19 protein-coding genes are annotated in these 24,925 nt (G+C 69.9%); 14 read left to right on the forward strand and 5 right to left on the reverse strand.

Going from position 1 to position 24,925, the window contains the following annotated elements:
• Positions 1-11 precede the first annotated feature (11 nt).
• Genes ABZT17_RS27690 through nuoN form a run of 13 tightly spaced genes read left to right on the forward strand, consistent with a single transcriptional unit; the run spans position 12 to position 15,693 of the window.
• The gene (locus ABZT17_RS27690) at positions 12-566 is read left to right on the forward strand and encodes an NADH-quinone oxidoreductase subunit B family protein (protein WP_356352453.1); all 555 of its coding nucleotides are present in this window, start codon (positions 12-14) and stop codon (positions 564-566) included.
• Positions 563-1,309 carry an NADH-quinone oxidoreductase subunit C gene (locus ABZT17_RS27695; RefSeq protein ID WP_356352455.1) on the forward strand — a complete coding sequence of 249 codons (747 nt, stop codon included), beginning with the start codon at positions 563-565 and terminating at the stop codon, positions 1,307-1,309. The genes ABZT17_RS27690 and ABZT17_RS27695 overlap by 4 nt, the downstream gene beginning before the upstream one ends.
• Positions 1,306-2,628, forward strand: coding sequence for an NADH-quinone oxidoreductase subunit D (locus tag ABZT17_RS27700; RefSeq protein WP_356352457.1), 1,323 nt, complete (start codon positions 1,306-1,308; stop codon positions 2,626-2,628). Before ABZT17_RS27695 ends, ABZT17_RS27700 begins: the two co-directional genes overlap by 4 nt.
• Complete coding sequence (gene nuoE, locus ABZT17_RS27705; RefSeq protein WP_356352459.1) at positions 2,625-3,488, forward strand: NADH-quinone oxidoreductase subunit NuoE; 864 nt, start codon at positions 2,625-2,627, stop codon at positions 3,486-3,488. The genes ABZT17_RS27700 and nuoE overlap by 4 nt, the downstream gene beginning before the upstream one ends.
• On the forward strand, positions 3,485-4,834 hold the full coding sequence (gene nuoF / locus ABZT17_RS27710; protein ID WP_356352461.1) for an NADH-quinone oxidoreductase subunit NuoF: 1,350 nt from the start codon (positions 3,485-3,487) through the stop codon (positions 4,832-4,834). The genes nuoE and nuoF overlap by 4 nt, the downstream gene beginning before the upstream one ends.
• Entirely contained in the window at positions 4,831-7,335 is a 2,505-nt protein-coding gene (locus ABZT17_RS27715) for an NADH-quinone oxidoreductase subunit G (protein ID WP_356352463.1), read from the forward strand. The genes nuoF and ABZT17_RS27715 overlap by 4 nt, the downstream gene beginning before the upstream one ends.
• Positions 7,332-8,696 carry an NADH-quinone oxidoreductase subunit NuoH gene (gene nuoH, locus ABZT17_RS27720; RefSeq protein ID WP_356352464.1) on the forward strand — a complete coding sequence of 455 codons (1,365 nt, stop codon included), beginning with the start codon at positions 7,332-7,334 and terminating at the stop codon, positions 8,694-8,696. The genes ABZT17_RS27715 and nuoH overlap by 4 nt, the downstream gene beginning before the upstream one ends.
• Entirely contained in the window at positions 8,689-9,339 is a 651-nt protein-coding gene (gene nuoI / locus ABZT17_RS27725) for an NADH-quinone oxidoreductase subunit NuoI (RefSeq protein WP_356352466.1), read from the forward strand. The genes nuoH and nuoI overlap by 8 nt, the downstream gene beginning before the upstream one ends.
• Positions 9,336-10,175, forward strand: a complete 840-nt coding sequence (locus tag ABZT17_RS27730; protein WP_356352468.1) for an NADH-quinone oxidoreductase subunit J — start codon at positions 9,336-9,338, stop codon at positions 10,173-10,175. The genes nuoI and ABZT17_RS27730 overlap by 4 nt, the downstream gene beginning before the upstream one ends.
• Complete coding sequence (gene nuoK, locus ABZT17_RS27735; protein WP_242779136.1) at positions 10,172-10,471, forward strand: NADH-quinone oxidoreductase subunit NuoK; 300 nt, start codon at positions 10,172-10,174, stop codon at positions 10,469-10,471. The genes ABZT17_RS27730 and nuoK overlap by 4 nt, the downstream gene beginning before the upstream one ends.
• A gap of 16 nt (positions 10,472-10,487) precedes the next feature.
• Complete coding sequence (gene nuoL, locus ABZT17_RS27740; RefSeq protein ID WP_356352470.1) at positions 10,488-12,461, forward strand: NADH-quinone oxidoreductase subunit L; 1,974 nt, start codon at positions 10,488-10,490, stop codon at positions 12,459-12,461.
• Positions 12,462-12,466: 5 nt separating this feature from the next.
• Complete coding sequence (locus tag ABZT17_RS27745) at positions 12,467-14,038, forward strand: NADH-quinone oxidoreductase subunit M (protein ID WP_356352472.1); 1,572 nt, start codon at positions 12,467-12,469, stop codon at positions 14,036-14,038.
• Positions 14,035-15,693 (forward strand): NADH-quinone oxidoreductase subunit NuoN, encoded by a 1,659-nt coding sequence (nuoN, locus tag ABZT17_RS27750; RefSeq protein ID WP_356352474.1) that lies wholly within the window; start codon positions 14,035-14,037, stop codon positions 15,691-15,693. Before ABZT17_RS27745 ends, nuoN begins: the two co-directional genes overlap by 4 nt.
• 92 nt (positions 15,694-15,785) lie before the next feature.
• Here nuoN and ABZT17_RS27755 read toward each other — a convergent pair whose 3' ends face one another.
• The gene (locus ABZT17_RS27755) at positions 15,786-16,394 is read right to left on the reverse strand and encodes a hypothetical protein (RefSeq protein WP_356352475.1); all 609 of its coding nucleotides are present in this window, start codon (positions 16,392-16,394) and stop codon (positions 15,786-15,788) included.
• 300 nt (positions 16,395-16,694) lie between these two features.
• Here ABZT17_RS27755 and recQ point away from each other — a divergent pair, with 300 nt between their 5' ends.
• Positions 16,695-18,710, forward strand: coding sequence for a DNA helicase RecQ (gene recQ, locus ABZT17_RS27760; RefSeq protein ID WP_356352477.1), 2,016 nt, complete (start codon positions 16,695-16,697; stop codon positions 18,708-18,710).
• Positions 18,711-18,912: 202 nt separating this feature from the next.
• Here the strand turns inward: recQ and ABZT17_RS27765 are convergent, their stop codons facing one another.
• From ABZT17_RS27765 to ABZT17_RS27780, 4 genes are read right to left on the reverse strand one after another with little or no spacing between them, the layout of a single operon-like run.
• The gene (locus ABZT17_RS27765; protein WP_356352478.1) at positions 18,913-21,843 is read right to left on the reverse strand and encodes a fumarate reductase/succinate dehydrogenase flavoprotein subunit; all 2,931 of its coding nucleotides are present in this window, start codon (positions 21,841-21,843) and stop codon (positions 18,913-18,915) included.
• Between the two features lie 29 nt (positions 21,844-21,872).
• Positions 21,873-22,694: an ABC transporter ATP-binding protein gene (locus ABZT17_RS27770; RefSeq protein ID WP_356352480.1), complete on the reverse strand. Its 822-nt coding sequence runs from the start codon at positions 22,692-22,694 to the stop codon at positions 21,873-21,875.
• The gene (locus tag ABZT17_RS27775; protein ID WP_356352481.1) at positions 22,678-23,568 is read right to left on the reverse strand and encodes an ABC transporter permease; all 891 of its coding nucleotides are present in this window, start codon (positions 23,566-23,568) and stop codon (positions 22,678-22,680) included. The genes ABZT17_RS27770 and ABZT17_RS27775 overlap by 17 nt, the downstream gene beginning before the upstream one ends.
• The gene (locus ABZT17_RS27780) at positions 23,565-24,914 is read right to left on the reverse strand and encodes an ABC transporter substrate-binding protein (RefSeq protein ID WP_356352483.1); all 1,350 of its coding nucleotides are present in this window, start codon (positions 24,912-24,914) and stop codon (positions 23,565-23,567) included. The genes ABZT17_RS27775 and ABZT17_RS27780 overlap by 4 nt, the downstream gene beginning before the upstream one ends.
• Positions 24,915-24,925: the final 11 nt, after the last annotated feature.

The following is a 24,925-nucleotide window of genomic DNA, read 5'->3' on the forward strand; positions in this document are numbered from 1 at the left end:
CCTTTAACGACATGGGACTCGAAGAAAAGCTGCCGAGCGGCTTCCTGCTGACCACCGTCGAGCAGGCCGCGGGCTGGGTGCGCAAGGCGTCCGTCTTCCCGGCCACCTTCGGCCTGGCCTGCTGCGCCATCGAGATGATGACGACCGGCGCCGGACGCTACGACCTGGCCCGCTTCGGCATGGAGGTCTTCCGCGGCTCACCCCGCCAGGCCGACCTCATGATCGTCGCGGGCCGGGTCAGCCAGAAGATGGCGCCGGTCCTGCGGCAGGTCTACGACCAGATGCCGAACCCCAAGTGGGTGATCTCCATGGGGGTCTGCGCCTCCTCGGGCGGCATGTTCAACAACTACGCGATCGTCCAGGGCGTCGACCACATCGTCCCGGTCGACATCTATCTCCCGGGCTGCCCGCCACGGCCCGAGATGCTGATGGACGCGATTCTCAAGCTGCACCAGAAGATCCAGACCTCCAAGCTCGGCGTGAACGCCGCGGAAGCGGCCCGCGAGGCGGAGGAAGCGGCGCTCAAGGCCCTGCCCACGATCGAGATGAAGGGGCTGCTGCGGTGAGCGACGTGAACGGCACCGGTAATGGTGTGAACCCCGAGAAGGACCTCGGCGCCTCCAACCTCCCCGGCCAGCGCGGTGAGGGCGGCGAGGAGATCCGCGTCCAGCGGGGCATGTTCGGCGCCGACAAAGGCGGCGACACCTCCGGCTACGGCGGCCTGGTCCGCTCGATCCGTCTCCCGGGACCCGCGGCCCGCCCCTACGGCGGCTGGTTCGACGAGGTCGCCGACGAGCTGGAGGGCGCCCTGGAGGAACAGGGCCTGCTGCCCGACAACGCCATCGAGAAGACGGTCGTCGACCGCGGCGAGCTCACCTTCCACATCGAGCGCGAGCACCTGCCGCGCGTCGCCCGCACCCTGCGCGACGACCCGGCGCTGCGCTTCGAGCTCTGCACCGGCGTCAGCGGAGTCCACTACCCGCACGACAAGGGCCGCGAGCTGCACGCCGTCTACCACCTGCGCTCGATCACCCACAACCGGCTGATCCGCCTGGAGGTCAGCGCCCCGGACGCCGACCCGAAGATCCCGTCCCTGGTCTCCGTGTACCCGACCAACGACTGGCACGAGCGCGAGACCTACGACTTCTTCGGAATCGTCTTCGACGGCCACCCGGCCCTGACCCGGATCATGATGCCGGACGACTGGCAGGGCCATCCGCAGCGCAAGGACTACCCCCTCGGCGGCATCCCCGTCGAGTACAAGGGCGCCCAGATCCCGGCTCCGGACCAGCGGAGGTCGTACTCGTGAGCACTTCGCAAGCCTCTCCTCGCGAGACCACGGAAGGCACCGTCTACACGGTCACCGGTGGCGACTGGGACGAGGTCGTCCAGTCCGCGGCCCGTGCCGACGACGAGCGCATCGTCGTCAACATGGGTCCCCAGCACCCGTCCACCCACGGAGTGCTGCGCCTGATCCTGGAGATCGACGGCGAGACGGTCACCGAGGCACGCTGCGGCATCGGCTACCTGCACACGGGCATCGAGAAGAACCTCGAGTTCCGCACATGGACGCAGGGCACCACGTTCGTGACGCGCATGGACTACCTGACGTCCTTCTTCAACGAGACCGCCTACTGTCTCGCCGTCGAGAAGCTCCTCGGCATCGAGGACCAGATCACCGAGCGCGCCAAGATCATCCGGGTGCTCCTGATGGAGCTGAACCGGCTCTCCTCCCACCTGGTGTGCATCGCCACCGGCGGTATGGAACTCGGCGCCACCACGATCATGATCTACGGATTCCGAGATCGTGAAATGATTCTCGACATCTACGAGCTCATCACGGGCCTCAGGATGAACCACGCGTACATCCGCCCCGGCGGACTCGCGCAGGACCTGCCGCCCGGCGCGGTGGACCACATCCGCGAGTTCGTGAAGAAGATGAAGAAGAACCTCCCGGAGTACGACAAGCTCGCCACCGGGAACCCCATCTTCAAGGCCCGTATGCAGGACGTCGGCTATCTCGACCTGGCCGGCTGCATGGCCCTCGGCGCCACCGGCCCGATCCTGCGCTCCACCGGCCTGCCGCACGACCTGCGCAAGACTCAGCCGTACTGCGACTACGAGACGTACGACTTCGACGTCCCGACCGCCGACACCTGCGACTCCTACGGCCGCTTCCTGATCCGACTGGAGGAGATGCGCCAGTCGCTCAGGATCGTCGAGCAGTGCCTGGACCGGCTGCAGCCCGGCGCGGTCATGGTCGCCGACAAGAAGATCGCCTGGCCCGCCCAGCTCGCCCTGGGACCGGACGGGCTCGGCAACTCCCTCGACCACATCAAGAAGATCATGGGTACCTCCATGGAGGCCCTGATCCACCACTTCAAGCTGGTCACCGAGGGCTTCCGCGTCCCGCCGGGACAGGCGTACGCGGCCGTCGAGTCGCCCAAGGGCGAACTCGGGGTGCACGCCGTGTCCGACGGCGGCACCCGCCCCTTCCGGGTCCACTTCCGCGACCCGTCCTTCACCAACCTTCAGGCCATGGCGGCGATGTGTGAGGGCGGCCAGGTCGCCGACGTCATCGTCGCCGTCGCGTCCATCGACCCCGTGATGGGAGGCGTCGACCGGTGACCACCAGTTCCTCCGGCGTCAGCCTGGGCATGCCCGAACTGCCCGCGCCCGCCTACCCGGACGACGTCCGCGCCCGGCTCGAGGCGGACGCGCGCGAGGTGATCGCCCGCTACCCGGACTCCCGCTCGGCACTCCTGCCGTTGCTGCATCTCGTGCAGGCGGAGGAGGGCCATGTCACGCGCACCGGGATGCAGTTCTGCGCGGACGTGCTGAACCTGACCACGGCCGAGGTCACCGCGGTCGCCACCTTCTACACCATGTACCGGCGCAGGCCGAGCGGTGACTACCAGGTGGGCGTCTGCACCAACACCCTGTGCGCGGTGATGGGCGGCGACGCGATCTTCGAGGAGCTCCAGGAGCACCTCGGCGTCGGCAACGGCGAGACCACCGAGGACGGCAAGGTCACCCTGGAGCACATCGAGTGCAACGCGGCCTGCGACTTCGCGCCGGTCGTGATGGTCAACTGGGAGTTCTTCGACAACCAGACCCCGGGCAGCGCCAAGCGCCTCGTCGACGACCTGCGCGCGGGACGGGTCGTGGAGCCCACGCGCGGGGCGCGCCTGTGCACGTTCAAGGAGACCGCGCGGATTCTGGCCGGCTTCCCCGACGAGCGGCCAGGGGCCGTCGAGGAGAGCGGCAGTGCGGGACCCGCGTCGCTGGTGGGCCTTCGCCTGGCAAGGGGAGAGGCCGCACCCGCGCGCGTGGTCCATCCGCGGGACGGCGGCCCGCACGACGAGCAGGACGGGGCCGTGCACGAGCCCTCTCCCAGCGAGCACCTGAGCTCACACGACGCGCCACAGGACACGTCGGCCTCCGACCCCGCCCACCCGGCAGGGCCTGCCGCCGAGGAGGGGGAGTGATGACCTTGGCACCCGAACTCAAGAACAACAGCCCCGAGAAGCTGCTCGCACCCGTGCTGTCGGCCTTCTGGGACGAGGACCGGTCCTGGTCCCTGGACGTCTACCGAAGGCACGAGGGCTACGAGGGGCTCCGCCAGGCGCTGGCGATGTCGCCGGACGACCTGATCGCGTATGTCAAGGACTCAGGTCTGCGCGGCCGCGGTGGCGCGGGGTTCCCGACGGGAATGAAATGGCAGTTCATCCCCCAGGGTGATGGAAAGCCACACTATCTAGTTGTCAACGCCGACGAGTCGGAGCCGGGAACCTGTAAGGACATCCCGCTCCTGTTCGCGAACCCGCACAGCCTCATCGAGGGCATTGTCATCGCGTGTTATGCCATCAGGTCGTCGCATGCCTTCATCTATCTGCGTGGTGAAGTAGTCCCCGTATTGCGGCGGTTGCACGAGGCCGTGCGCGAGGCCTACGCGGCGGGCTACCTCGGCGAGAACGTCCTGGGCAGCGGCCTGAATCTTGAACTCACCGTGCACGCCGGCGCCGGCGCGTACATCTGTGGTGAAGAGACCGCACTGCTGGACTCGCTCGAAGGCCGCCGGGGTCAACCGCGGCTCCGTCCCCCTTTCCCCGCTGTCGCGGGCCTCTACGCGTGCCCGACTGTTGTGAACAACGTCGAGTCGATCGCGTCGGTTCCCGCGATTCTCCATCGGGGCAAAGAATGGTTCCGCTCGATGGGCAGCGAGAAGTCCCCGGGCTTCACGCTCTACTCGCTCAGCGGCCATGTCGTCAGCCCCGGCCAGTACGAGGCCCCGCTCGGCATCACACTCCGCCAGCTGCTGGAGATGAGCGGCGGCATGCGGCCCGGCCACCGGCTCAAGTTCTGGACGCCGGGCGGCTCCTCGACGCCGATGTTCACCGACGAGCACCTCGACGTACCCCTCGACTACGAGGGCGTCGGCGCCGCCGGCTCCATGCTCGGCACCAAGGCCCTCCAGTGCTTCGACGAGACGACCTGCGTCGTCCGCGCCGTCACCCGCTGGACCGAGTTCTACGCCCACGAGTCCTGCGGCAAGTGCACACCGTGCCGCGAAGGGACGTACTGGCTCGTGCAGTTGCTGCGCGACATCGAGGCCGGCAAGGGCGTGATGTCCGACCTCGACAAGCTGAACGACATCGCCGACAACATCAACGGCAAGTCGTTCTGCGCCCTCGGCGACGGCGCCGCCTCGCCGATCTTCTCCTCGCTGAAGTACTTCCGTGAGGAGTACGAGCAGCACATCACGGGCCGCGGGTGCCCCTTCGACCCGGCCAAGTCGACGGCCTGGGCCGACCGCACGGAGGTGAACGCATGACCGTGACCACCAATGCTCCCGCGGGTGGGGGAGAGGCGGCGGTCCCGCCGGAAGATCTCGTCTCGCTGACGATCGACGGAGCCGAGATCAGCGTGCCCAAGGGCACCCTGGTCATCCGCGCCGCCGAGCAGCTCGGCATCGAGATCCCCCGGTTCTGCGACCACCCTCTCCTCGACCCGGCCGGCGCCTGCCGTCAGTGCATCGTCGAGGTCGAGGGCCAGCGCAAGCCGATGGCGTCCTGCACGATCACCTGCACGGACGGCATGGTCGTGAAGACGCACCTCACCTCGCCGGTCGCCGAGAAGGCCCAGCACGGTGTGATGGAGCTCCTCCTCATCAACCACCCGCTGGACTGCCCGGTCTGCGACAAGGGCGGCGAGTGCCCCCTGCAGAACCAGGCGATGTCCCACGGACAGGCCGAGTCCCGCTTCGAGGGAAAGAAGCGGACGTACGAGAAGCCCGTACCGATCTCCACCCAGGTGCTGCTCGACCGTGAGCGGTGCGTGCTGTGCGCCCGCTGCACCCGCTTCTCCAACCAGGTCGCGGGCGACCCGATGATCGAACTGATCGAGCGGGGCGCCCTCCAGCAGGTCGGCACCGGTGAGGGCGACCCCTTCGAGTCGTACTTCTCCGGCAACACCATCCAGATCTGCCCGGTCGGCGCCCTGACCTCGGCGGCGTACCGATTCCGCTCCCGCCCCTTCGACCTCGTGTCCTCGCCGAGCGTGTGCGAGCACTGCTCCGGCGGCTGCGCGACCCGCACCGACCACCGGCGCGGCAAGGTCATGCGGCGCCTCGCGGCCAACGACCCCGAGGTCAACGAGGAGTGGATCTGCGACAAGGGCCGCTTCGGCTTCCGGTACGCCCAGCAGCGCGACCGCCTTCAGACGCCCCTGGTGCGCAACGCCGAGGGCGATCTCGAACCGGCCTCCTGGCCGGAGGCCCTGCAGATCGCCGCCCAGGGGCTGCTCGCCTCGCGCGGCCGCACCGGCGTCCTCACCGGAGGCCGCCTCACCGTCGAGGACGCCTACGCGTACAGCAAGTTCGCGCGGGTGGCCCTCGACACCAACGACATCGACTTCCGCGCGCGCGTGCACACCAGCGAGGAAGCCGACTTCCTGGCGGCGCGGGTCGCCGGACGCGGACGCGATCTCGACGGTACGGGTGTCACGTACACCTCCCTCGAGAAGGCGCCCGCGGTTCTCCTGGTCGGGATCGAGGCCGAGGAGGAGGCGCCCGGCGTCTTCCTGAGGCTGCGCAAGGCCTGGCGCAAGCACGGCCAGAAGGTGTTCTCGCTGGCCACGTACGCCACCCGCGGTCTGGAGAAGACGGGCGGCACCCTGCTGCCGGCCGCCCCCGGCACCGAGACCGAGTGGCTGGACGCGCTCGCGAGCGGGGTCGGCCTGGAGGAAGGCGGGGCCGCGGCGGCGGAGGCGCTGCGCACCGAGGGCGCCGTGATCGTCGTGGGTGAGCGGCTGGCCGCTGTGGCGGGCGGTCTGACGGCCGCCGTACGGGCGGCCTCCGCGACCGGAGCGCAGCTGGTGTGGATCCCGCGGCGGGCCGGTGAGCGGGCGGCCGTGGAGGTCGGCGCACTGCCGTCGCTGCTGCCGGGCGGCCGTCCGGCGACCGATCCACGCGCGCGTGACGAGGTCGCCGCCGCCTGGGGTGTCGCCGAACTCCCGCACCGCTACGGCCGCGACACCGGCCAGATCGTCGAGGCGGCCGTGAGCGGCGAGTTGCAGGCCCTGGTGGTCGCCGGAGTCGAGATCGCCGACCTGCCGGACCCGGCACGCGCTCGTGAAGCACTTCACGAGGCCGGCTTCGTGGTCTCGCTGGAGCTGCGGCCCAGCGAGGCCAGTGAGCACGCCAGTGTCGTCCTCCCGGTCGCCGCGGTCGCCGAGAAGGCCGGCACCTTCCTCAACTGGGAGGGCAGGGTGCGCTTCTTCGACGCCGCGCTCAAGCCCGACCAGATGACCCGCCGCCTCGCGCCGACCGACGCGCGCGTGCTGCAGATGCTGGCCGACGCCATGGACGTACACCTGGGCCTGCCGGACCTGCGCACCATCCGCGCGGAGATCGACCGGCTCGGCGCCTGGGACGGGCCGCGGGCCACCGAACCCCTGGAGAGCGGGGGCGTGCTGCCGCGGCCCGCCGCCGGGGAGGCCGTGCTCGCCGGACACCGGCTGCTGCTCGACCAGGGCCGGCTCCAGGAGGGCGACGAGGCGCTCGCCGGAACCCGGCACGCCGCCCACGCGCGCGTGTCGGCCGCGACCGCCGCGGAGGCCGGCGTCAAGGACGGCGACGTCATCTCCGTCACCGGCTCCTTCGGAGCGGTCGAACTCCCGTTGCGGATCACCGAGATGCCCGACCGAGTGGTCTGGCTCCCGCTGAACTCCGTCGGCGGAGGCGTCGCCTCCGACACCGGGGCGCTGCCCGGCGCCCTCGTCCGCATCGGCCCGGCGACGCTCGCGGCCGAGGCCCCCGAGGAGGTGGAGGCATGACCCCGTACCTCGCCGCTGAAGACCTCTCGATGTTCGGCCGCGACCCCTGGTGGCTGGTCGTCGTCAAGGCGGTGTTCTGCTTCGCCTTCCTGATGGTGACCGTGCTGTTCTCCATCGTCTGGGAGCGCAAGGTCGTCGCCTGGATGCAGCTGCGCATCGGCCCCAACCGGCACGGCCCCTGGGGCATGCTCCAGTCGCTCGCCGACGGCATCAAGCTGATGCTGAAGGAAGACATCATCGTCAAGCGCGCGGACAAGGTGGTCTATGTCCTCGCACCGATCGTCGCGGCCATCCCGGCCTTCATGGCGATCGCGGTGATCCCCTTCGGCCCCGCCGACAACGAGATCTCGATCTTCGGCACCCGCACCACGATGCAGCTCACCGACCTGCCGATCGCGATGCTCTACATCCTCGCGGTCGCCTCGGTCGGCATCTACGGCATCGTCCTCGCGGGCTGGAGCTCGGGATCCACCTATCCGCTCCTCGGCGGCCTGCGTTCCTGCGCGCAGATGATCTCCTACGAGATCGCCATGGGCGCCGCGTTCGCCTCGGTGTTCCTCTACTCGGGGTCGATGTCGACGTCGACGATCGTCGAGCAGCAGCACGACCGCTGGTACATCCTGCTGCTGCCGGTCTCCTTCATCCTCTACATCGTCACCATGGTGGGCGAGACCAACCGCGCCCCCTTCGACATGCCGGAGTCCGAGGGCGACCTGGTCGGCGGCTTCAACACCGAGTACTCGTCGATCAAGTTCGCGATGTTCATGCTCGCCGAATACGTCAACATGGTGACGGTCTCGGCCGTGTCGACCACGCTCTTCCTCGGCGGCTGGCGCGCCCCCTGGCCCATCAGCACCTTCTGGGAGGGCGCCAACCACGGCTGGTGGCCGCTGGCCTGGTTCGTGATCAAGGTCCAGCTGCTGCTGTTCTTCTTCATCTGGCTGCGCGGCACCCTGCCCCGCGTCCGCTACGACCAGCTGATGAAGCTCGGCTGGAAGGTCCTCATCCCGGTCTCCGTGGTCTGGCTGATGCTGGTGGCCACCGTGCGGGCGCTGCGGAACGAGAACTACGACTTCGCCGACATCGCCCTCTACATCGGCGGCGGCGTCCTCGCCCTGCTGCTTCTGTCCTTCGTCGCCGACATGTTCCGCGAGAAGGCGAAGGACGCCGAGCAGAGCGCCGCTCGGCCGGCCGAGTTCGACCCGATGGCGGGCGGATTCCCCGTGCCGCCACTGCCGGGGCAGGAGCTCGCGCCGGTGCCGAGGCGCAGCCCGCGCCGGGAGCGGGAGCTGATTGTCAGTGGCGGGTCGGATACTGCCAGTGACGGATCTTCGGATGGAAAGGAGGGGTCCGATGGCTGAGGAGCCGAAGGAGACAGAGCAGCTGAAGCCTGGCTTCATGAACCCCGTCGCCGGCTTCGGCGTGACCTTCAAGGCCATGTTCAAGAAGCGGCTGACCGAGCAGTACCCGGAGCAGCAGAAGACCACCGCCCCTCGCTTCCACGGACGGCACCAGCTCAACCGCCATCCGGACGGCCTGGAGAAGTGTGTCGGCTGCGAGCTGTGCGCCTGGGCCTGTCCCGCCGACGCCATCTATGTGGAGGGCGCCGACAACACGGACGAGGAGCGCTACTCGCCGGGCGAGCGGTACGGCCGCGTCTACCAGATCAACTACGCCCGCTGCATCCTGTGCGGCCTGTGCATCGAGGCGTGCCCCACGCGCGCGCTCACGATGACCAACGAGTTCGAACTGGCCGACAGCAGCCGCGCCAACCTGATCTACACCAAGGAGCAGCTGCTCGCGGGGCTCGAGGACGGCATGGTCGACAGCCCGCACGCGATCTACCCGGGCACGGACGAGCAGGACTACTACCGGGGACTCGTCACCGAGGCCGCGCCCGGCACCGAGCGCCAGGTCGCCGTCTCCAAGGGCGAGGTCGTCCAGGAGGCCGCCTCGACCTTCGGTGAGGAAGAGCCCGCGTCGGAGAAGGTGATCGGCCGATGAGCGCGCAACTCGCCGCCTACTCCACCTCCACGGGAGAGGCCTTCCAGTTCTGGGTCCTCGGCACCGTCGCCGTGGCCGGCGCCCTGGCCACGGTCTTCATGAAGCGGGCCGTGCACAGCGCGCTGTCGCTCGCCGGCACCATGATCATCCTGGCGATCTTCTACCTCGCCAACGGCGCCTACTTCCTGGGCATCGTGCAGATCGTCGTCTACACCGGCGCGATCATGATGCTGTTCCTCTTCGTGGTGATGCTCGTCGGCGTGACGGCCGCGGACTCACTGAAGGAGACCATCAAGGGCCAGCGCTGGCTGGCCCTTCTCTGCGGTCTCGGCTTCGGCATCCTGCTCCTCGCCGGGATCGGCAACGCCTCCCTCACCGAGTTCAACGGCACCGGCCAGGCGAACGCGAACGGCAATGTGGAGGGCCTCGCCACCCTCATCTTCACCAAGTACGTGTTCGCCTTCGAAATCACCGGCGCCCTGCTGATCACGGCCGCCATCGGCGCCATGGTGCTCACCCACCGCGAGCGCACCGAGCGGGCCAAGACGCAGCGCGAGCTGTCCGAACAGCGCGTCCGCGAGGGCAAGCACGTACCCCCGCTGCCGGCCCCCGGTGTGTACGCGCGGCACAACGCGGTGGACATCCAGGGCCTGCTGCCCGACGGCACCCCGTCCGAGCTCACCGTCAGCAAGACGCTGCGTGACCGGGGCCAGGTCCGGGACGTGTCGGCCCAGGCACTGAACGACCTCAAGGCGCTGGAGCAGCGCGCGGAGGAACGCCTGGAGCGCACCGAGATCGAACCGGCCACCTTCAAGCGGGAGGAGGCGTCGAAGTGAACCCGGTCAACTACCTGTATCTCTCGGCCCTGTTGTTCACGATCGGCGCCACCGGCGTGCTGATCAGGCGCAACGCGATCGTCGTCTTCATGTGCATCGAGCTGATGCTGAACGCCTGCAACCTCGCGTTCGTCACCTTCTCCCGGATGCACGGCAACCTCGACGGCCAGATCATCGCGTTCTTCACGATGGTCGTCGCCGCCGCTGAGGTCGTGGTCGGGCTCGCGATCATCGTGTCCCTGTTCCGTTCCCGCCACTCGGCCTCGGTCGACGACGCCAGCCTGATGAAGCTCTGAGGGGTCGGAAGAAAACGTGGAGAACCTGATTGCGCTGCTGGTGGCGGCGCCACTGCTCGGAGCGGCCGTACTGCTGTGCGGCGGCCGGCGGCTCGATGCCGTCGGCCACTGGATCGGCGTGCTGCTGTCGACCGCGTCCTTCGTGTTCGGTGTCATCCTCTTCACCGACCTGCTCGGCAAGGACGCCGAACACCGGACCCTGACCCAGCACCTGTGGACGTGGATTCCGGTCGAGAGCTTCCAGGCGGACGTCACCTTCCGTCTCGACCAGCTCTCGATGACGTTCGTCCTGCTGATCACCGGCGTCGGTTCGCTGATCCACCTGTACTCGGTCGGGTACATGGAGCACGACGAGCGCCGCCGCCGCTTCTTCGGCTATCTGAACCTGTTCCTCGCGGCGATGCTCCTGCTGGTCCTCGCCGACAACTACCTGCTGCTGTACGTCGGCTGGGAAGGTGTGGGCCTCGCGTCCTACCTCCTCATCGGCTTCTGGCAGCACAAGCCCAGCGCGGCCACGGCGGCCAAGAAGGCCTTCCTGGTCAACCGGGTCGGCGACATGGGCCTGTCCATCGCGATCATGCTGATGTTCACGACGTTCGGCACCTTCGCCTTCGGACCGGTCCTCGGCCACGCGACCGACGCCTCCGAGGGCAAGCTCACCGCGATCGCCCTGATGCTGCTGCTCGCCGCCTGCGGCAAGTCCGCCCAGGTGCCGCTGCAGTCCTGGCTCGGTGACGCGATGGAGGGCCCGACCCCGGTCTCGGCCCTCATCCACGCCGCGACGATGGTGACCGCGGGCGTCTACCTCATCGTCCGCTCCGGAGCGATCTTCAACGCCGCGCCGGACGCGCAGACCGCGGTCACGGTCGTCGGCGCCGTCACGCTGCTGTTCGGTGCGATCGTCGGTTGTGCGAAGGACGACATCAAGAAGGCACTGGCCGGCTCGACCATGTCGCAGATCGGCTACATGGTGCTGGCGGCGGGCCTCGGCCCCATCGGCTACGTCTTCGCGATCATGCACCTGGTGACGCACGGCTTCTTCAAGGCAGGTCTCTTCCTCGGCGCCGGTTCGGTCATGCACGGCATGAACGACGAGGTCGACATGCGCAAGTACGGCGGCCTCAGGAAGTACATGCCGGTCACCTTCATCACCTTCGGCCTCGGCTACCTCGCCATCATCGGCTTCCCGGGTCTGTCCGGCTTCTTCTCCAAGGACAAGATCATCGAGGCCGCCTTCGCCAAGGGCGGCACCGAGGGCTGGATCCTGGGCACCTGCGCCCTGGTGGGCGCCGCCATCACCGCCTTCTACATGACGCGCGTGATGCTGATGACGTTCTTCGGAGAGGAGCGCTGGAAGAACCGGCCCACCCGCTCCCCGGAGGCACCGAGCGCGGAGCCCGCCGCCGCGCACCACGGCGGAACCGCGTCTGATCATGCCGCTGACGCGACGGGCGAGCCGCACCCGCACGAGTCCCCGAAGGTCATGACCATCCCGATGATCGTGCTGGCTTTCGGCTCGGTCTTCGCCGGCGGGTTCTTCAGCATCGGCGACCGCTTCCTGCACTGGCTGGAGCCGATCACCGGCCACAGCGAGGGCGACTCCCCGCTCAGCGCGGGGGCCGTCACCGGCGCGACCATGGTCTGCCTGATCATCGGCGTCGGCATCGCGTACGCCATGTACGGCCGGCGCCCGGTGCCGTCCGTCGCCCCGCGCGGCTCGCTGCTCACCCGGGCCGCCCGGCGCGACCTGCTGCAGGACGACTTCAACCATGTCGTCCTGGTCCGCGGCGGCGAGCACCTGACCCGCTCCCTGGTCTACGTCGACCACACCCTGGTCGACGGAGTCGTCAACGGCACGGCGGCCTCGGTCGGCGGCCTCTCCGGGCGCATGCGCAGGCTGCAGAACGGCTTCGCGCGCTCCTACGCGGTCTCGATGTTCGGCGGTGCGGCGATCCTCGTCGCCGCGACCCTGCTGATGAGGGCGGTCTGATACCGATGTCCTTTCCTCTGCTGACAGCGACGGCGGCTCTCCCGGCGATCGGGGCGATCGCCACGGCCGCCGTGCCGGCCGCCCGGCGCACCGCCGCCAAGTGGCTGGCGCTGGGCGTCTCGCTCGCCACCCTCGCCCTCGCGATCGCCATCCTGGTCCGCTTCGACCCGGACGGCGGGCGCTACCAACTCACCGAGTCCCACGCCTGGATCAAGGACTTCGGGGTCCGTTACGAGCTGGGTGTGGACGGCATCGCGGTCGCCCTGATCGCGCTGACCGCCCTGCTGATCCCGTTCATCATCCTCGCGGGCTGGCACGACGCCGACCCCCTGGAGACCGGCAGCAAGCGGTGGCGGCCGACGCAGGGTTTCTTCGCGCTGATCCTGGGCGTCGAGGCGATGGTGATCATCTCCTTCGAGGCCACCGACGTCTTTCTCTTCTACATCTTCTTCGAAGCCATGCTCATCCCGATGTACTTCCTCATCGGCGGCTTCGGGGACCGTGCCCACGAGCACGGCGAGGAGGCGGCGTCCACGCAACGGTCGTACGCGGCCGTGAAGTTCCTCCTCTACAACCTGGTCGGCGGCCTGATCATGCTGGCCGCGGTGATCGGCCTCTACGTGGTCGCAGGGAACTTCAGCCTCCAGCAGATCGCCGAGGCCCGCGCCAACGGCTCGCTCCACATGGCGACCAGCACCGAACGCTGGCTGTTCCTCGGCTTCTTCTTCGCCTTCGCGGTGAAGGCGCCGCTGTGGCCGCTGCACACCTGGCTGCCCAACGCCATGCAGGAGTCCACCGCCCCGGTCGCCGTCCTCATCACGGCCGTCGTCGACAAGGTGGGCACCTTCGCGATGCTCCGCTTCTGCCTCCAGCTGTTCCCGGAGGCGAGCAAGTGGGCGACGCCCGTCATCCTCGTACTGGCCCTGATCAGCATCGTCTACGGGGCGCTGCTCGCCGTCGGACAGCGGGACATCAAGCGCCTGGTGGCGTACGCGTCGATCTCGCACTTCGGCTTCATCATCATGGGCATCTTCGCGATGACGAGCCAGGGCCAGTCCGGCGCGACGCTCTACATGGTCAACCACGGGATCTCGACGGCCGCACTGATGCTGGTGGCCGGCTTCCTGATCTCGCGGCGCGGCTCGCGGCTCATCGCCGACTACGGCGGTGTCCAGAAGGTCGCCCCGGTGCTCGCCGGCACCTTCCTGATCGGCAGCCTGGCGACCCTGTCGCTCCCGGGTCTCGCGCCCTTCGTGAGCGAGTTCCTCGTCCTGGTCGGCACGTTCACCCGCTACCCGGCGATCGGCATCATCGCGACCTTCGGCATCGTGCTCGCCGCGCTCTACACCCTCGTCCTCTACCAGCGGACGATGACGGGCCCGGTGAAGCAGGAGGTCTCCGCGATGCCGGACCTCAGGGCGCGTGAGCTGGTCGTCGTCGCCCCGCTGATCGTGCTGTTGATCTTCCTGGGCGTCTACCCGAAGCCGGTGACGGACATCGTCAACCCGGCGGTGAAGTCGACCCTGTCCGACGTACACAAGAAGGACCCCAAGCCCTCGGTGGAGGCGGCCAAGTGAGCGCAACAGCCGTCCACAGCCTGTGGACAACGGCGGCAACCGCAGCCGATCCGATCTCCAAGATCCCCGCACCCAAGATCGAGTACGGGCAATTGTCGCCCACCTTGATCGTCGTGGGCGCGGCGATCGTCGGGGTGCTGATCGAGGCCTTCGTGCCGCGCAAGTCCCGCTACTACGCCCAGGTGTTCGTGTCGGCCGTGGCGCTGTGTGCCGCCTTCGCGGCGGTCGTCGCGCTCGCGGCCGACGGCTACGGCACCACCAAGGCCCATATCGCGGCGATGGGCGCGATTGCGGTCGACGGACCGGCCCTGTTCCTCCAGGGCGTGATCCTGCTGTCCGGACTGGTCGGCCTGTTCACCTTCGCCGAACGGCGCCTGGACCCGGAGGCGCACGGCAACCGCGTCGACTCGTTCGCCGCGCAGGCCGCGTCCGTGCCCGGCAGCGACAGTGAGAAGGCCGCGGTCAAGGCAGGCTTCACCACCACCGAGGTCTTCCCGCTGCTCCTCTTCGCGATCTCCGGGATGCTGGTCTTCCCGTCCGCCAACGACCTGCTGACGCTCTTCGTGGCCCTGGAAGTCTTCTCGCTGCCGCTCTACCTGCTGTGCGCGCTGGCCCGCCGCAAGCGGCTCATGTCGCAGGAGGCCGCGGTCAAGTACTTCCTGCTCGGCGCGTTCGCCTCCGCGTTCACGCTGTTCGGCATCGCACTGCTGTACGGGTACGCGGGCTCGGTGTCGTACTCGACGATCGCGCAGGTCGTCGACGGCACGGTCACCAACGTCGACCCGGCGCTCGCCGACACCATGGGCAACGACGCGCTGCTGCTGATCGGCGGCGCGATGATCGTCATGGGGCTGCTGTTCAAGGTCGGCGCCGTCCCGTTCCACATGTGGACGCCGGACGTCTACCAGGGCGCGCCGACCCCCGTGACCGGCTTCATGGCGGCGGCCACGAAGGTGGCCGCCTTCGGCGCGCTGCTCCGCCTGCTCTACGTCGTCCTGCCGGGCCTGCGCTGGGACTGGCGGCCGGTCATGTGGGCGGTCGCGATCGTCACCATGCTGGGCGGCGCGATCGTCGCGATCACACAGACCGACATCAAGCGGCTGCTGGCGTACTCGTCGATCGCCCACGCGGGATTCATCCTGGCGGGTGTCATCGCCACGTCGAAGGACGGCGTCTCGTCCGTCCTCTTCTACCTGGGCGCCTACTCCTTCGTGACCATCGGTGCCTTCGCCGTCGTCACCCTGGTGCGCGACGCGGGCGGCGAGGCGACGCACCTGTCCAAGTGGGCCGGTCTCGGCCGCCGTTCACCGCTCGTGGCCGCCGTGTTCGCGGTGTTCCTGCTGGCCTTCGCCGGCATTCCGCTGACCTCTGGCTTCGCCGGGAAGTTCGCCGTGTTCAAGGCGGCGGCGGAGGGCGGGGCGGCCCCGCTGGTCGTGATCGGTGTGATCTCGTCCGCGATCGCGGCCTTCTTCTACATCCGTGTGATCGTGCTGATGTTCTTCAGCGAGCCGCGCCCGGAGGGTCCGACGGTCGCCGTGCCGTCGCCGCTGACGATGACGGCGATCGGGCTCGGTGTCGTGGTCACGCTGGTGCTCGGTGTGGCACCGCAGTACTTCCTCGACCTGGCCAGCCAGGCGGGAGTGTTCGTGCGCTGAGGAGCCCGCAAGGCCGCTCAGGGCCGCTGGGCAGCACACAGACGAAGGCCCCGGTTCCCCCTCTGTGGGAGCCGGGGCTCTTTCGTCCCTCCTCAGTGGCCTGTGCCACCCATGCCGCTCATTGCGCTCGTGCCGCTCATCCCGCTCGTCGCGGTGGTGGAGGGACACTTCACGTCCGGGTTCCAGGGGAAGAAGAGCCCGCTGGGGTTGCGCTTGTAGAGCCAGACATGCAGGTCGTAGTGGGTCGGCATGCCCTTGTAGTGACCGGGCATCGGCCCCTGGAAGTCGTGCCCCAGCATGTGGGGGCGCGGCATGGTCTTGCCGGCGAGCGGAACGACCCACTCCACGCCGACCAGTCTGCGGCCCCCGTGCCCGTCGTCCTCGTAGAGGAGACCACCGGGAACCTTCGGGTCGAGGGAACCGAAGTGGTCCGGGTTGAAGTAGTGGTAGCCCATGGCGCCCTGACCCGACCGGTCGACGGTGCAGTCATGGGCGACATAGCCGTCGGCGAGCGCGTTCGGCTCATAGGCGTACTTCGCCGTGACGGCGTACGTCTCGGCGAGTTGTCGCTGCACGGAGACGTCCTGCTGCTGGAGGGAGACATCCGGGCCGGGAGAGTCGGCGTGGGCGGGCGCGGCGACCGGTGTGAGGGCGAGGGCGGCGGTGAGGGCGAGGGCGGTCTTGGCGAGGCGAGAGGGCATCGGGCGGGACTCCTTGGCAGCGCGCGGTACGGATCTCGGACCATGAGCGGGCCGGGCGATCCGGCCCCCGGTCCGCCCGAGCAGCTTCTTCCGGGCGCGGGGCGCCCGCCATGCGGACAAGGCCATTGGGCTGAGCGGTCGGCCGGACGGGGGTCTTCAGGTCGCCGAGGCGGGTGACCGGGTCGGGCTGGTGTTCGCCTCGTGTACGAGCCTGTGGATAACTCGGGCACTGTCGGTGGCGAGCCCTATCGTGGAGGCAGTGGTCGAGGGACGACGCACGGGGGACGAGCGATGCACGGAATGGGCGGGACGGTTGTGACGACCGAGGTACACACGCCTGCGGCACACGGCGAGAGCGAGGCACTGGCCACGCTCCACCGCGTCTTCGGGTACGACAGCTTCCGCGGCGAACAGGAAGCGGTCATCGAGCATGTCGTGGCCGGTGGCGACGCCGTGGTCCTCATGCCGACCGGTGGCGGCAAGTCGCTGTGCTACCAGATTCCGTCCCTGGTCAGACCTGGCACGGGAATCGTGGTCTCCCCGCTCATCGCGCTGATGCAGGACCAGGTGGACGCGCTGCGGGCGCTCGGCGTGCGCGCCGGGTTCATGAACTCCACGCAGGACTTCGACGAGCGGCGCGTGGTCGAGGCCGAGTTCCTGGCCGGCGAGCTGGACCTCCTCTATCTGGCGCCGGAGCGGCTGCGTCTGGACTCCACCCTGGACCTCCTCTCCCGGGGCAAGATCGCGGTCTTCGCGATCGACGAGGCGCACTGCGTGTCCCAGTGGGGCCACGATTTCCGCCCCGACTACCTCGCCCTGTCCCTGCTGGGTGAGCGCTGGCCGGACGTCCCGCGCATCGCGCTCACGGCGACGGCCACGCACGCGACGCATCAGGAGATCACCCAGCGCCTGCACATGCCGACGGCCCGGCACTTCGTGGCGAGCTTCGACCGGCCCAACATCCAGTACCGGATCGTGCCCAAGGCCGACCCGAAGAAGCAGCTGCTGGCCTTTCTGCGGGAGGAACACACGGGCGACGCGGGCATCGTGTACTGCCTGTCCCGCAAGTCCGTGGAGTCGACGGCGGAGTTCCTGTCCCGCAACGGCATCGAGGCGGTGCCGTACCACGCCGGTCTGGACGGGGGCACCCGTGCCGCGCACCAGTCCCGTTTCCTGCGGGAAGAAGGCCTCATCGTGGTCGCCACCATCGCCTTCGGCATGGGCATCGACAAGCCGGACGTCCGCTTCGTCGCCCACCTCGACCTGCCCAAGTCGGTCGAGGGCTACTACCAGGAGACGGGCCGTGCCGGGCGTGACGGACTGCCCTCCACGGCCTGGATGGCGTACGGCCTCAACGACGTCATACAGCAGCGCAAGCTGATCCAGTCCGGCGAGGGCGACGAGGCCTTCCGCCGCCGGGCCGCCTCCCACCTGGACTCGATGCTGGCGCTGTGCGAGACCGCCCGGTGCCGACGCGGCCAGCTCCTCGCCTACTTCGGCCAGGACCCGGACCCGACGGGCTGCGGCAACTGCGACACCTGCCTCACCCCACCCGAGACCTGGGACGGCACCGTCGCCGCGCAGAAGGTGCTGTCGACCGTGGTGCGGCTGCAGCGGGAGCGCGGGCAGAAGTTCGGCGCCGTGCAGATCGTCGACATCCTGCTGGGCAAGCGGACCGGCAAGGTCATCCAGTTCGACCATGACCAGCTGTCCGTGTTCGGTATCGGCCAGGACCTCGAAGAGGGCGAATGGCGGGGCGTCGTACGGCAGTTGCTGGCACAGGGGCTGCTCGCGGTCGAGGGCGACTACGGCACGCTGGTGCTGACCGAGGCGAGCGGCTCGGTGCTGCGGCGAGAGCGGGAGGTGCCGCTGCGCAAGGAGCCGAAGAAGCCGGCGACCGTGCGGGCGGCGTCCGGTTCCTCCGCCAAGGGCGAGCGCAAGGCGAAGGCCGCGGCCCCCGAACTCCCCGAGGCTCTCCAGCCTGCCTTCGAGGCCCTGCGCGCCTGGCGCGCCGAACAGGCCAGGGAGAACGGCGTCCCTGCCTACGTCATCTTCCACGACGCCACACTCCGCGAGATCGCGACCGCCTGGCCGACGTCGGTGCGCCAGCTGGGCGGCATCAGCGGGGTCGGCGAGAAGAAGCTGGCGACCTACGGCGAGGGCGTCCTGGCGGTCCTGGCCTCGCTGGGCGACGGACCGGGCACGGCTCCGGCGGCCGCCGCCGGCCCGAGCGGGACTTCCGCCACCGCCGACGTGTCGAGCGCCGACGACGACTGGCCCGAGATGGACGAGGAGCCGGAACCGGACTGGATATAGAGGTGGATACAGAGGCCCGGTCCGGCAGCGAATCGGCACCGAATCGGCACCCGACTGGATGTGGGGCGGGTCGGGCGCGGTAGCCGTCCACGCGGCGCCGCATCTTCACACGGTCGCGGGAGTCGCCGGCTGCTGCCGACGCCCCACCGCGCTGGGCCCGGCCGCCGCCCTTCCCTGACCGAGCCCGACCGGGCGGCGGCCGTCACAGCGCCCGTGCCGCGTACGCCCTGACGTCCGCGTCCGTGTCCGTCGTCGCCGTGGCCAGCGCCGCGCGGGCGTCCTCGGTGGCGTTGTGCCGGGTCAAGGCCAGTACGGCGGCCTTGCGGACGTCGGCGTTCGGATCGGCGAGGGCCTTGGCGAGGGCGGGGACGGCCACATCCGGTTCGGCGGCGGCGAGGGCGGTCGCGGCACCTGACCTCACCTGCCAAGCCGAGGCGGCGAGGGCGGCCACGGCGCGGGCGGCGAGCGGTGCCGGGCAGCCGGTGGTGCCCAGCACGGCGTAGGCGGCGCCTTGGACCAGCGCGTCGGGGTCGTCGGTGAGGGCGGTCAGGGCGGCGAGGGTGCTGCCGGAGCCGGAGCCGGAGCCGGAGCCGGAGCCGGAGCCGGAGCCGGAGCCGGAGCCGGAGCCGGAGTGGGCGTCGGGGCTCTCAACGTTCGCACCGCTCCCACTGTTCCCACCGTTCGCACCGCTCCCACCGGCGCCCCCCTCCACCCGCCCCGCCCAAACCGTCGCCAACCCCTTCGCGAGGGTCACCCGGACCTCGCGAGACGGGTCGGTGGTTGCCGCTCGGGCCAGTTCGGGGGCGGCGTCCACCGAGACGAGGGCGCGGACGGCCTCGATGCGGACCGGGATGTCCGCGTCGGTCAGGGCCCCCGCGTACAGCGCCGCGTCACCCAGGCGCAGGGCGCGCAGGACATCGAGGGAGGCGGCGCGGACGACGGGGTCGGATTCGGTGAGCGCGGCGGCGAGACCGTCACGCAGGGCGGGTTCGGGCGGCAGTGTCTCGACCAGTTCGCGGAGTGAGGCGGCCGCGGCGGCCCGTACCTCGGCGGATCCGTCGCGGAGGGCGTCGGCGAGGGCGGGCCCCGTTCCCGGCGGCACCGTCTCGGTGAGGACGGCGACGGCCTCGCGGCGGACGTTGGGCGCCGGGTCGGTCAAGTAGGGCCGCAGGGAGTCGAGTTCGGGTTCCTCCTCGGCGAGGGCGACGAGCTCCAGGAGACGGGCCGAGGCCTGCTCGGGACTCGTGAGCGGGGTCTCGGACGCACCGCCCCGCGCCGGCTCGGCAGTGCCGGCATTCCCGGCGCCCCCGGCCGCCCCAGCCCCATTGGCCACCGGAGCCACGTCCCGTGACCCCGCCGTCGCCACGTCCTCGGGGTGGACCTCGCCGAGGTGTCGGGGAGCACCGCCCACCGGCGTGAACTCGCCGACGGGAACCAGATAGGGAGCCACGGGACGAGCCGTGAACTCCATCGCACCGGAGGGGGACTTGTGCAGGTCGAGATGGTGGAACCAGGAGGCGTCGTCACGGTGGGGGTGGTCGAGCCGGTCGTGGTAGAGGCCCCAGCGGGACTCCGTGCGGGCCAGCGACGCCCGCGCGGCCATCTCCGCGCAGTCGCGGATGAAGGAGACCTCGGCGCACCGCATCAGTTCGTGCGGGGTGCGGGCGCCCATCTCGGCGATGTCGGTCCGCATCCGCTCGAAGGACTCAAGGGCCAGCGAGAGCCGCGCCCCCGATTTCGGCGGGGCCACGTAGTCGTTCACGAAGCGGCGCAGCTTGTACTCGACCTGGGTCTGCGGCGGGCCGTCCGGGTTGCGCAGCGGACGGTAGATCAGTTCGTGCGCCTCGCGGAGCTGATCGGTGGGCAACTCGCCTTCGTAGGCCTGGTACTGGGCGGCGTCCGCCCCCGCCAGATCGCCGAAGACGAACGCGCCGATCATGTAGTTGTGCGGCACGCAGGCCAGGTCACCGGCGGCGTACAGACGCGGGACGGTCGTACGGGCGTGGTCGTCCACCCGTACTCCCGAGGCCGAATGGCCGCCGCACAGGCCGATCTCCGAGATGTGCATCTCGATGTCGTGGGTGCGGTAGTCGTGGCCGCGGCCGGAGTGGAAGGTACCCCGGGTCGGGCGCTCGGTGGAGTGCAGGATCGACTCCAGGGACGAGATCGACTCCTCGGGGAGGTGGCTGAGCTTCAGGTACACCGGCCCCCGGTCGGAGGCGACCTCCGCCGCGAACTCGGCCATCATCTGGCCCGACCAGTAGTCGGAGTCGACGAAGCGTTCGCCGTGCCGGTTGACCTGGTAGCCGCCGAAGGGGTTGGCGACGTAGGCGCAGGCGGGGCCGTTGTAGTCCTTGATCAGCGGGTTGATCTGGAAGCACTCGATGCCCGTGAGTTCGGCGCCCGCGTGGTAGGCCATGGCGTATCCGTCACCGGCGTTGGTCGGGTTCTCGTACGTGCCGTACAGGTAACCGGAGGCCGGCAGTCCGAGGCGCCCGCACGCGCCCGTCGCCAGGATCACGGCGCCCGCGCGCACCGTCACGAACGCGCCCGTGCGTGTGTTGAAGCCGACCGCCCCCACGGCCCGCCCCTCCGTGGTGAGCACCCGCACCGGCATCACCCGGTTCTCGATGCGGATCCTCTCCCGCATCTCGCGCCGCCGCAGCTGCCGGTAAAGGACCTTCTTGACGTCCTTGCCCTCCGGCATCGGCAGCACATAGGAGCCCGAGCGGTGCACCTGGCGGACCGCGTAGTCGCCGTGCTCGTCCTTCTCGAACTTCACGCCGTACGACTCCAGCCGCTGCACCATGCCGAAGCCCCGGGTGGCGGTCTGCCGGACGGTGGACTGGTCGACGATGCCGTCGTTGGCGCGGGTGATCTCGGCGACGTAGTCGTCGGGCTCGGCGCGGCCGGGGATGACCGCGTTGTTGACGCCGTCCATGCCCATGGCGAGTGCGCCGGAGTGGCGGACGTGCGCCTTCTCCAACAGGAGTACGTTCGCGCCGTGTTCGGCGGCGGTCAGGGCGGCCATGGTGCCGGCGGTGCCGCCGCCGACGACCAGCACGTCGCAGCTGATCTCCTCGGCGTCGGTGAGCGCGGGGATCTGCAGGGGGGTCTTCACGGGGGTGGTCACCGGGGTGCCCTTCGGTTCCGGGGTGCCTTTCAGGTACCGAGCGAGGAGAGGACGTCGCGCCGCAGCGCCGCGCGCGCGGGATCGTCGTGCGCCGTACGGTCGCGTGGGCGCGGCACATCGCGTACGGCGGTGAGCCGGCCGTTGCCGAGGAGGGCGACGCGGTCGCCGAGGAAGAGGGCCTCGTCGACGTCATGGGTGACGAACACGACTGTCGCGCCCGTACCCCGCAACACCTCCACCAGCAGGTCCTGCATGCCGGCCCGGGTCTGGGCGTCGAGGGCTCCGAAGGGCTCGTCCATGAGGACGGCGCGTGGTGCTCCCGCCAGCGCCCGGGCCAGCTGGGCGCGCTGGCGCTGCCCACCGGAGACCCGGTGCGGCAACTGCCGTGCGTGGTCGGCGAGTCCGACCCGCGCGAGCCAGGTCTCGGCCTGCCGCCGGCGCTCGGCCCGGGCCGAGCCCTTGATGGCGAGCGGCAGTTCGACGTTGGCGCGCAGGGTGCGCCAGGGCAGCAGGGCGTCCTCCTGGAAGACCAGGGCACGGTCGGCCGCGGGACCCGTGACCGGGCCGCCGTCCTGGTCGATCTCCCCGGCCAGCGGGGACAGCAGCCCGGCCAGTGTGCGCAGCAGGGTCGACTTGCCGCAGCCGGACGGGCCGACCACGGTGAGGATCTCGCCGGGCGCGACATCCAGATCGACGTCAGCCAGAACTGGGGCGTCGGGGCGGCCGAGGCCGGCGCCGCGCAGGGTGAGCCGCGTGCCCCGCCGGGCTGCCGGTGTCTTCGTCCCGGCAACGGGAGTCCCGGCGACTTCGGTGTCGGTCGCGGTGACCTCGGTGTCAGACGAGGTGCTCATCGCGTGCCTCCTCGGTCGACGGGACGGTGTCCGCCCCGGTGGGTGCGGAGGCGGCCGCCGCCTTGACCGGCCGGGGTCGCCCTCCGGGGACGTACGACGTACGCGGCAGCCAGCGGGTCAGCCGGCGACCGAGCAGCTCCACCGCGGTGGAGGTCACCCAGCCCAGGACACCGATCGTGACCATGCCGACGAAGACGCCGGCGTAGTTGACGACGGTGTAGTCCTGCCAGGTGCGGTAGCCGACGCCGTACTGGCCGGAGATCATCTCGGCGGAGATCACACAGATCCACGAGACGCCGATGCCGACCGACAGGCCGCCGAAGATGCCCGGCAGCGCGCCGGGCAGCACGACCGAGCCGAGGATCCGCCACCGGCCGCCGCCCATCGTCAGCACCGCCTCCTCCCACACGGGGATGAGCGCACGGACCGCGTGCCGGGTGGAGACCAGGACGGGGAAGAAGGCGGCGGTGCAGGTGATGAAGACGATGCCCTGCTCGTTGGAGGGGAACAGGAGGATCGCGACGGGCACGAGCGCGATCGCCGGGATGGGGCGGACGACCTCCAGCACCGGCCCGAGCAGGTCCTCGGCCGGCCGCGAGCGCGCCACGAGCACGCCCGTCGCCACACCCAGCACGGCGGCGAGGAGGAAGCCGGTGAGGATGCGGGTGAGGCTGTCGGTGAGGTCCGTCCAGTAGTCGGGCCCGGACAGCCGGTCGGCGAAGGCGCGGGCCACGTCGGCGACCGTAGGGAACTGCGAGAAGCGCAGCCACAGGTCGACGTTCAGGCTGGTCAGCAGCTGCCAGAGCCCGAGGGCGGCGGCGAGCGAGGCAGCCCTCAGCGCATACCGCCCGGCTGTCGGCAGCGGCCGGCTCATGACGCCCGCTCCAGCGCGTCGGCGTATGTGACGACCCGTGCGCCCCCGTGCGCGTCGACGTACGCCTTCGCGGTCGAAGGCGCGACGAAGGGGAGAAGCCGCTTGCCGTCGGCCACCCAGACCGCCCGGTCGGCGAACCAGAGGGTGCCCGTGGTGGCGTCGGGGACGTACGCGGCGCGGACGGAGTCCTGGTGCCGGGCCACGTAACTCAGCAGCTCGGCGGGGGACTTGAAGCCGATCGTCCGCTCGGAGCCCTTCGGCCACACCTCGTCGGCCGTGGCGGAAGCCGGCGGTGTCGCCGCGAGGCGCCTGGCGTAGTCGGCGCCGAGGGCCTTCTTCACGTACTGGTCGTCGACGAACGCGTCCACGTCGATGTCCCCGGTCAGCTTGGCGGTCTTCAGGATCGACACGTCCTGCTCGAGCGCGGAGACGAGCTGCGGTTTGACCGCCGGGTCGAAGGTCGAGATGCCGTGGGCGCCGTTGTAGAGGTAGACCACCTCGGCGGGCAGACCGGTGGCCTCGGCGACCTTCTCGGCGGCGGCGACGGGATGGGCGTTCAGATAGTCCGTGGCCTCGGCCTGGGACTTCAGGAACGCCTCCAGGACCGCCGGGTGCGCCTTGGCGAAGTCCTGGCGGGCGGTGACGCCGTGGAAGGTGGGGAGGTTCAGCTCGGCACCGTCGTACAGGGCCTTCGCCTTGCCCTGGAAGGCGAGCAGCCCGGGCCAGGCGACGAACTGGGACAGCGCGTCCGTACTGCCGGCCGCGAGCGCCGAAGCACCCACCGCGGGCTGCTGGTTGAGCTTCTCGATGCCCTTGTCGGGGTCGATTCCGGCGCGCTGCAGAGCCCGTACGAGGGTGCCGTCGGCGGCGGAGCCGACGCTGGTGGAGACCTTCTTGCCCTCGAGGTCCGCGAGGGAGGTCAGCTTGGAGTCCGGGGCGGTGACGATCGTGTTGAGGCCGCCGCGCAGGTTGTAGCCGGTGACCGAGACCAGACGGGTGGGCCGGCCGAGCTGCTTGCCGCGGGCCGCGTTGATGAGCAGCGGGAAGTCCCCCATCGAGCCGATGTCGATCTTCCCGGCGGTCATCTGGGCGGTGATCGGGGCGCCGGTGGCGTAGTCCTGCCAGTCGACCTTGTAGGTGTGGCCGTCGTGCAGGGCGTTGAGGTCGCGCTCGAAGTAGCCGAGGGAGCGCAGCAGGGTGCCGGCCGTGACCGTGTTGATGGTCTTGGACTGGTAGCCGACCGTGATGGTGACGTTCGTGCCGTCGCCCGCCTCGGCGCTGCCGCCGCAGGCGGTCAGGGGCAGCAGGAGAAGGGCCGCGGACGCGGCGAGTGCGGTGCGTTTCATGGGAGTTGGTG

The sequence above is a fragment of the Streptomyces sp. NPDC005648 genome (genome assembly GCF_040605395.1).
Taxonomy (GTDB): Bacteria; Actinomycetota; Actinomycetes; order Streptomycetales; family Streptomycetaceae; genus Streptomyces.

Bases quoted from the DNA above. Each gene is read 5' to 3' on its own strand.
- ABZT17_RS27690 (WP_356352453.1), top strand. From the start codon at position 12: ATGGGACTCGAAGAAAAGCTGCCGAGCGGCTTCCTGCTGACCACCGTC.
- ABZT17_RS27715 (WP_356352463.1), top strand. From the start codon at position 4,831: ATGACCGTGACCACCAATGCTCCCGCGGGTGGGGGAGAGGCGGCGGTC.
- nuoH (WP_356352464.1), top strand. From the start codon at position 7,332: ATGACCCCGTACCTCGCCGCTGAAGACCTCTCGATGTTCGGCCGCGAC.
- nuoI (WP_356352466.1), top strand. From the start codon at position 8,689: ATGGCTGAGGAGCCGAAGGAGACAGAGCAGCTGAAGCCTGGCTTCATG.
- ABZT17_RS27730 (WP_356352468.1), top strand. From the start codon at position 9,336: ATGAGCGCGCAACTCGCCGCCTACTCCACCTCCACGGGAGAGGCCTTC.
- ABZT17_RS27745 (WP_356352472.1), top strand. From the start codon at position 12,467: ATGTCCTTTCCTCTGCTGACAGCGACGGCGGCTCTCCCGGCGATCGGG.
- ABZT17_RS27755 (WP_356352475.1), bottom strand. From the start codon at position 16,394: ATGCCCTCTCGCCTCGCCAAGACCGCCCTCGCCCTCACCGCCGCCCTC.
- recQ (WP_356352477.1), top strand. From the start codon at position 16,695: ATGGGCGGGACGGTTGTGACGACCGAGGTACACACGCCTGCGGCACAC.
- ABZT17_RS27770 (WP_356352480.1), bottom strand. From the start codon at position 22,694: ATGAGCACCTCGTCTGACACCGAGGTCACCGCGACCGACACCGAAGTC.
- ABZT17_RS27775 (WP_356352481.1), bottom strand. From the start codon at position 23,568: ATGAGCCGGCCGCTGCCGACAGCCGGGCGGTATGCGCTGAGGGCTGCC.
- ABZT17_RS27780 (WP_356352483.1), bottom strand. From the start codon at position 24,914: ATGAAACGCACCGCACTCGCCGCGTCCGCGGCCCTTCTCCTGCTGCCC.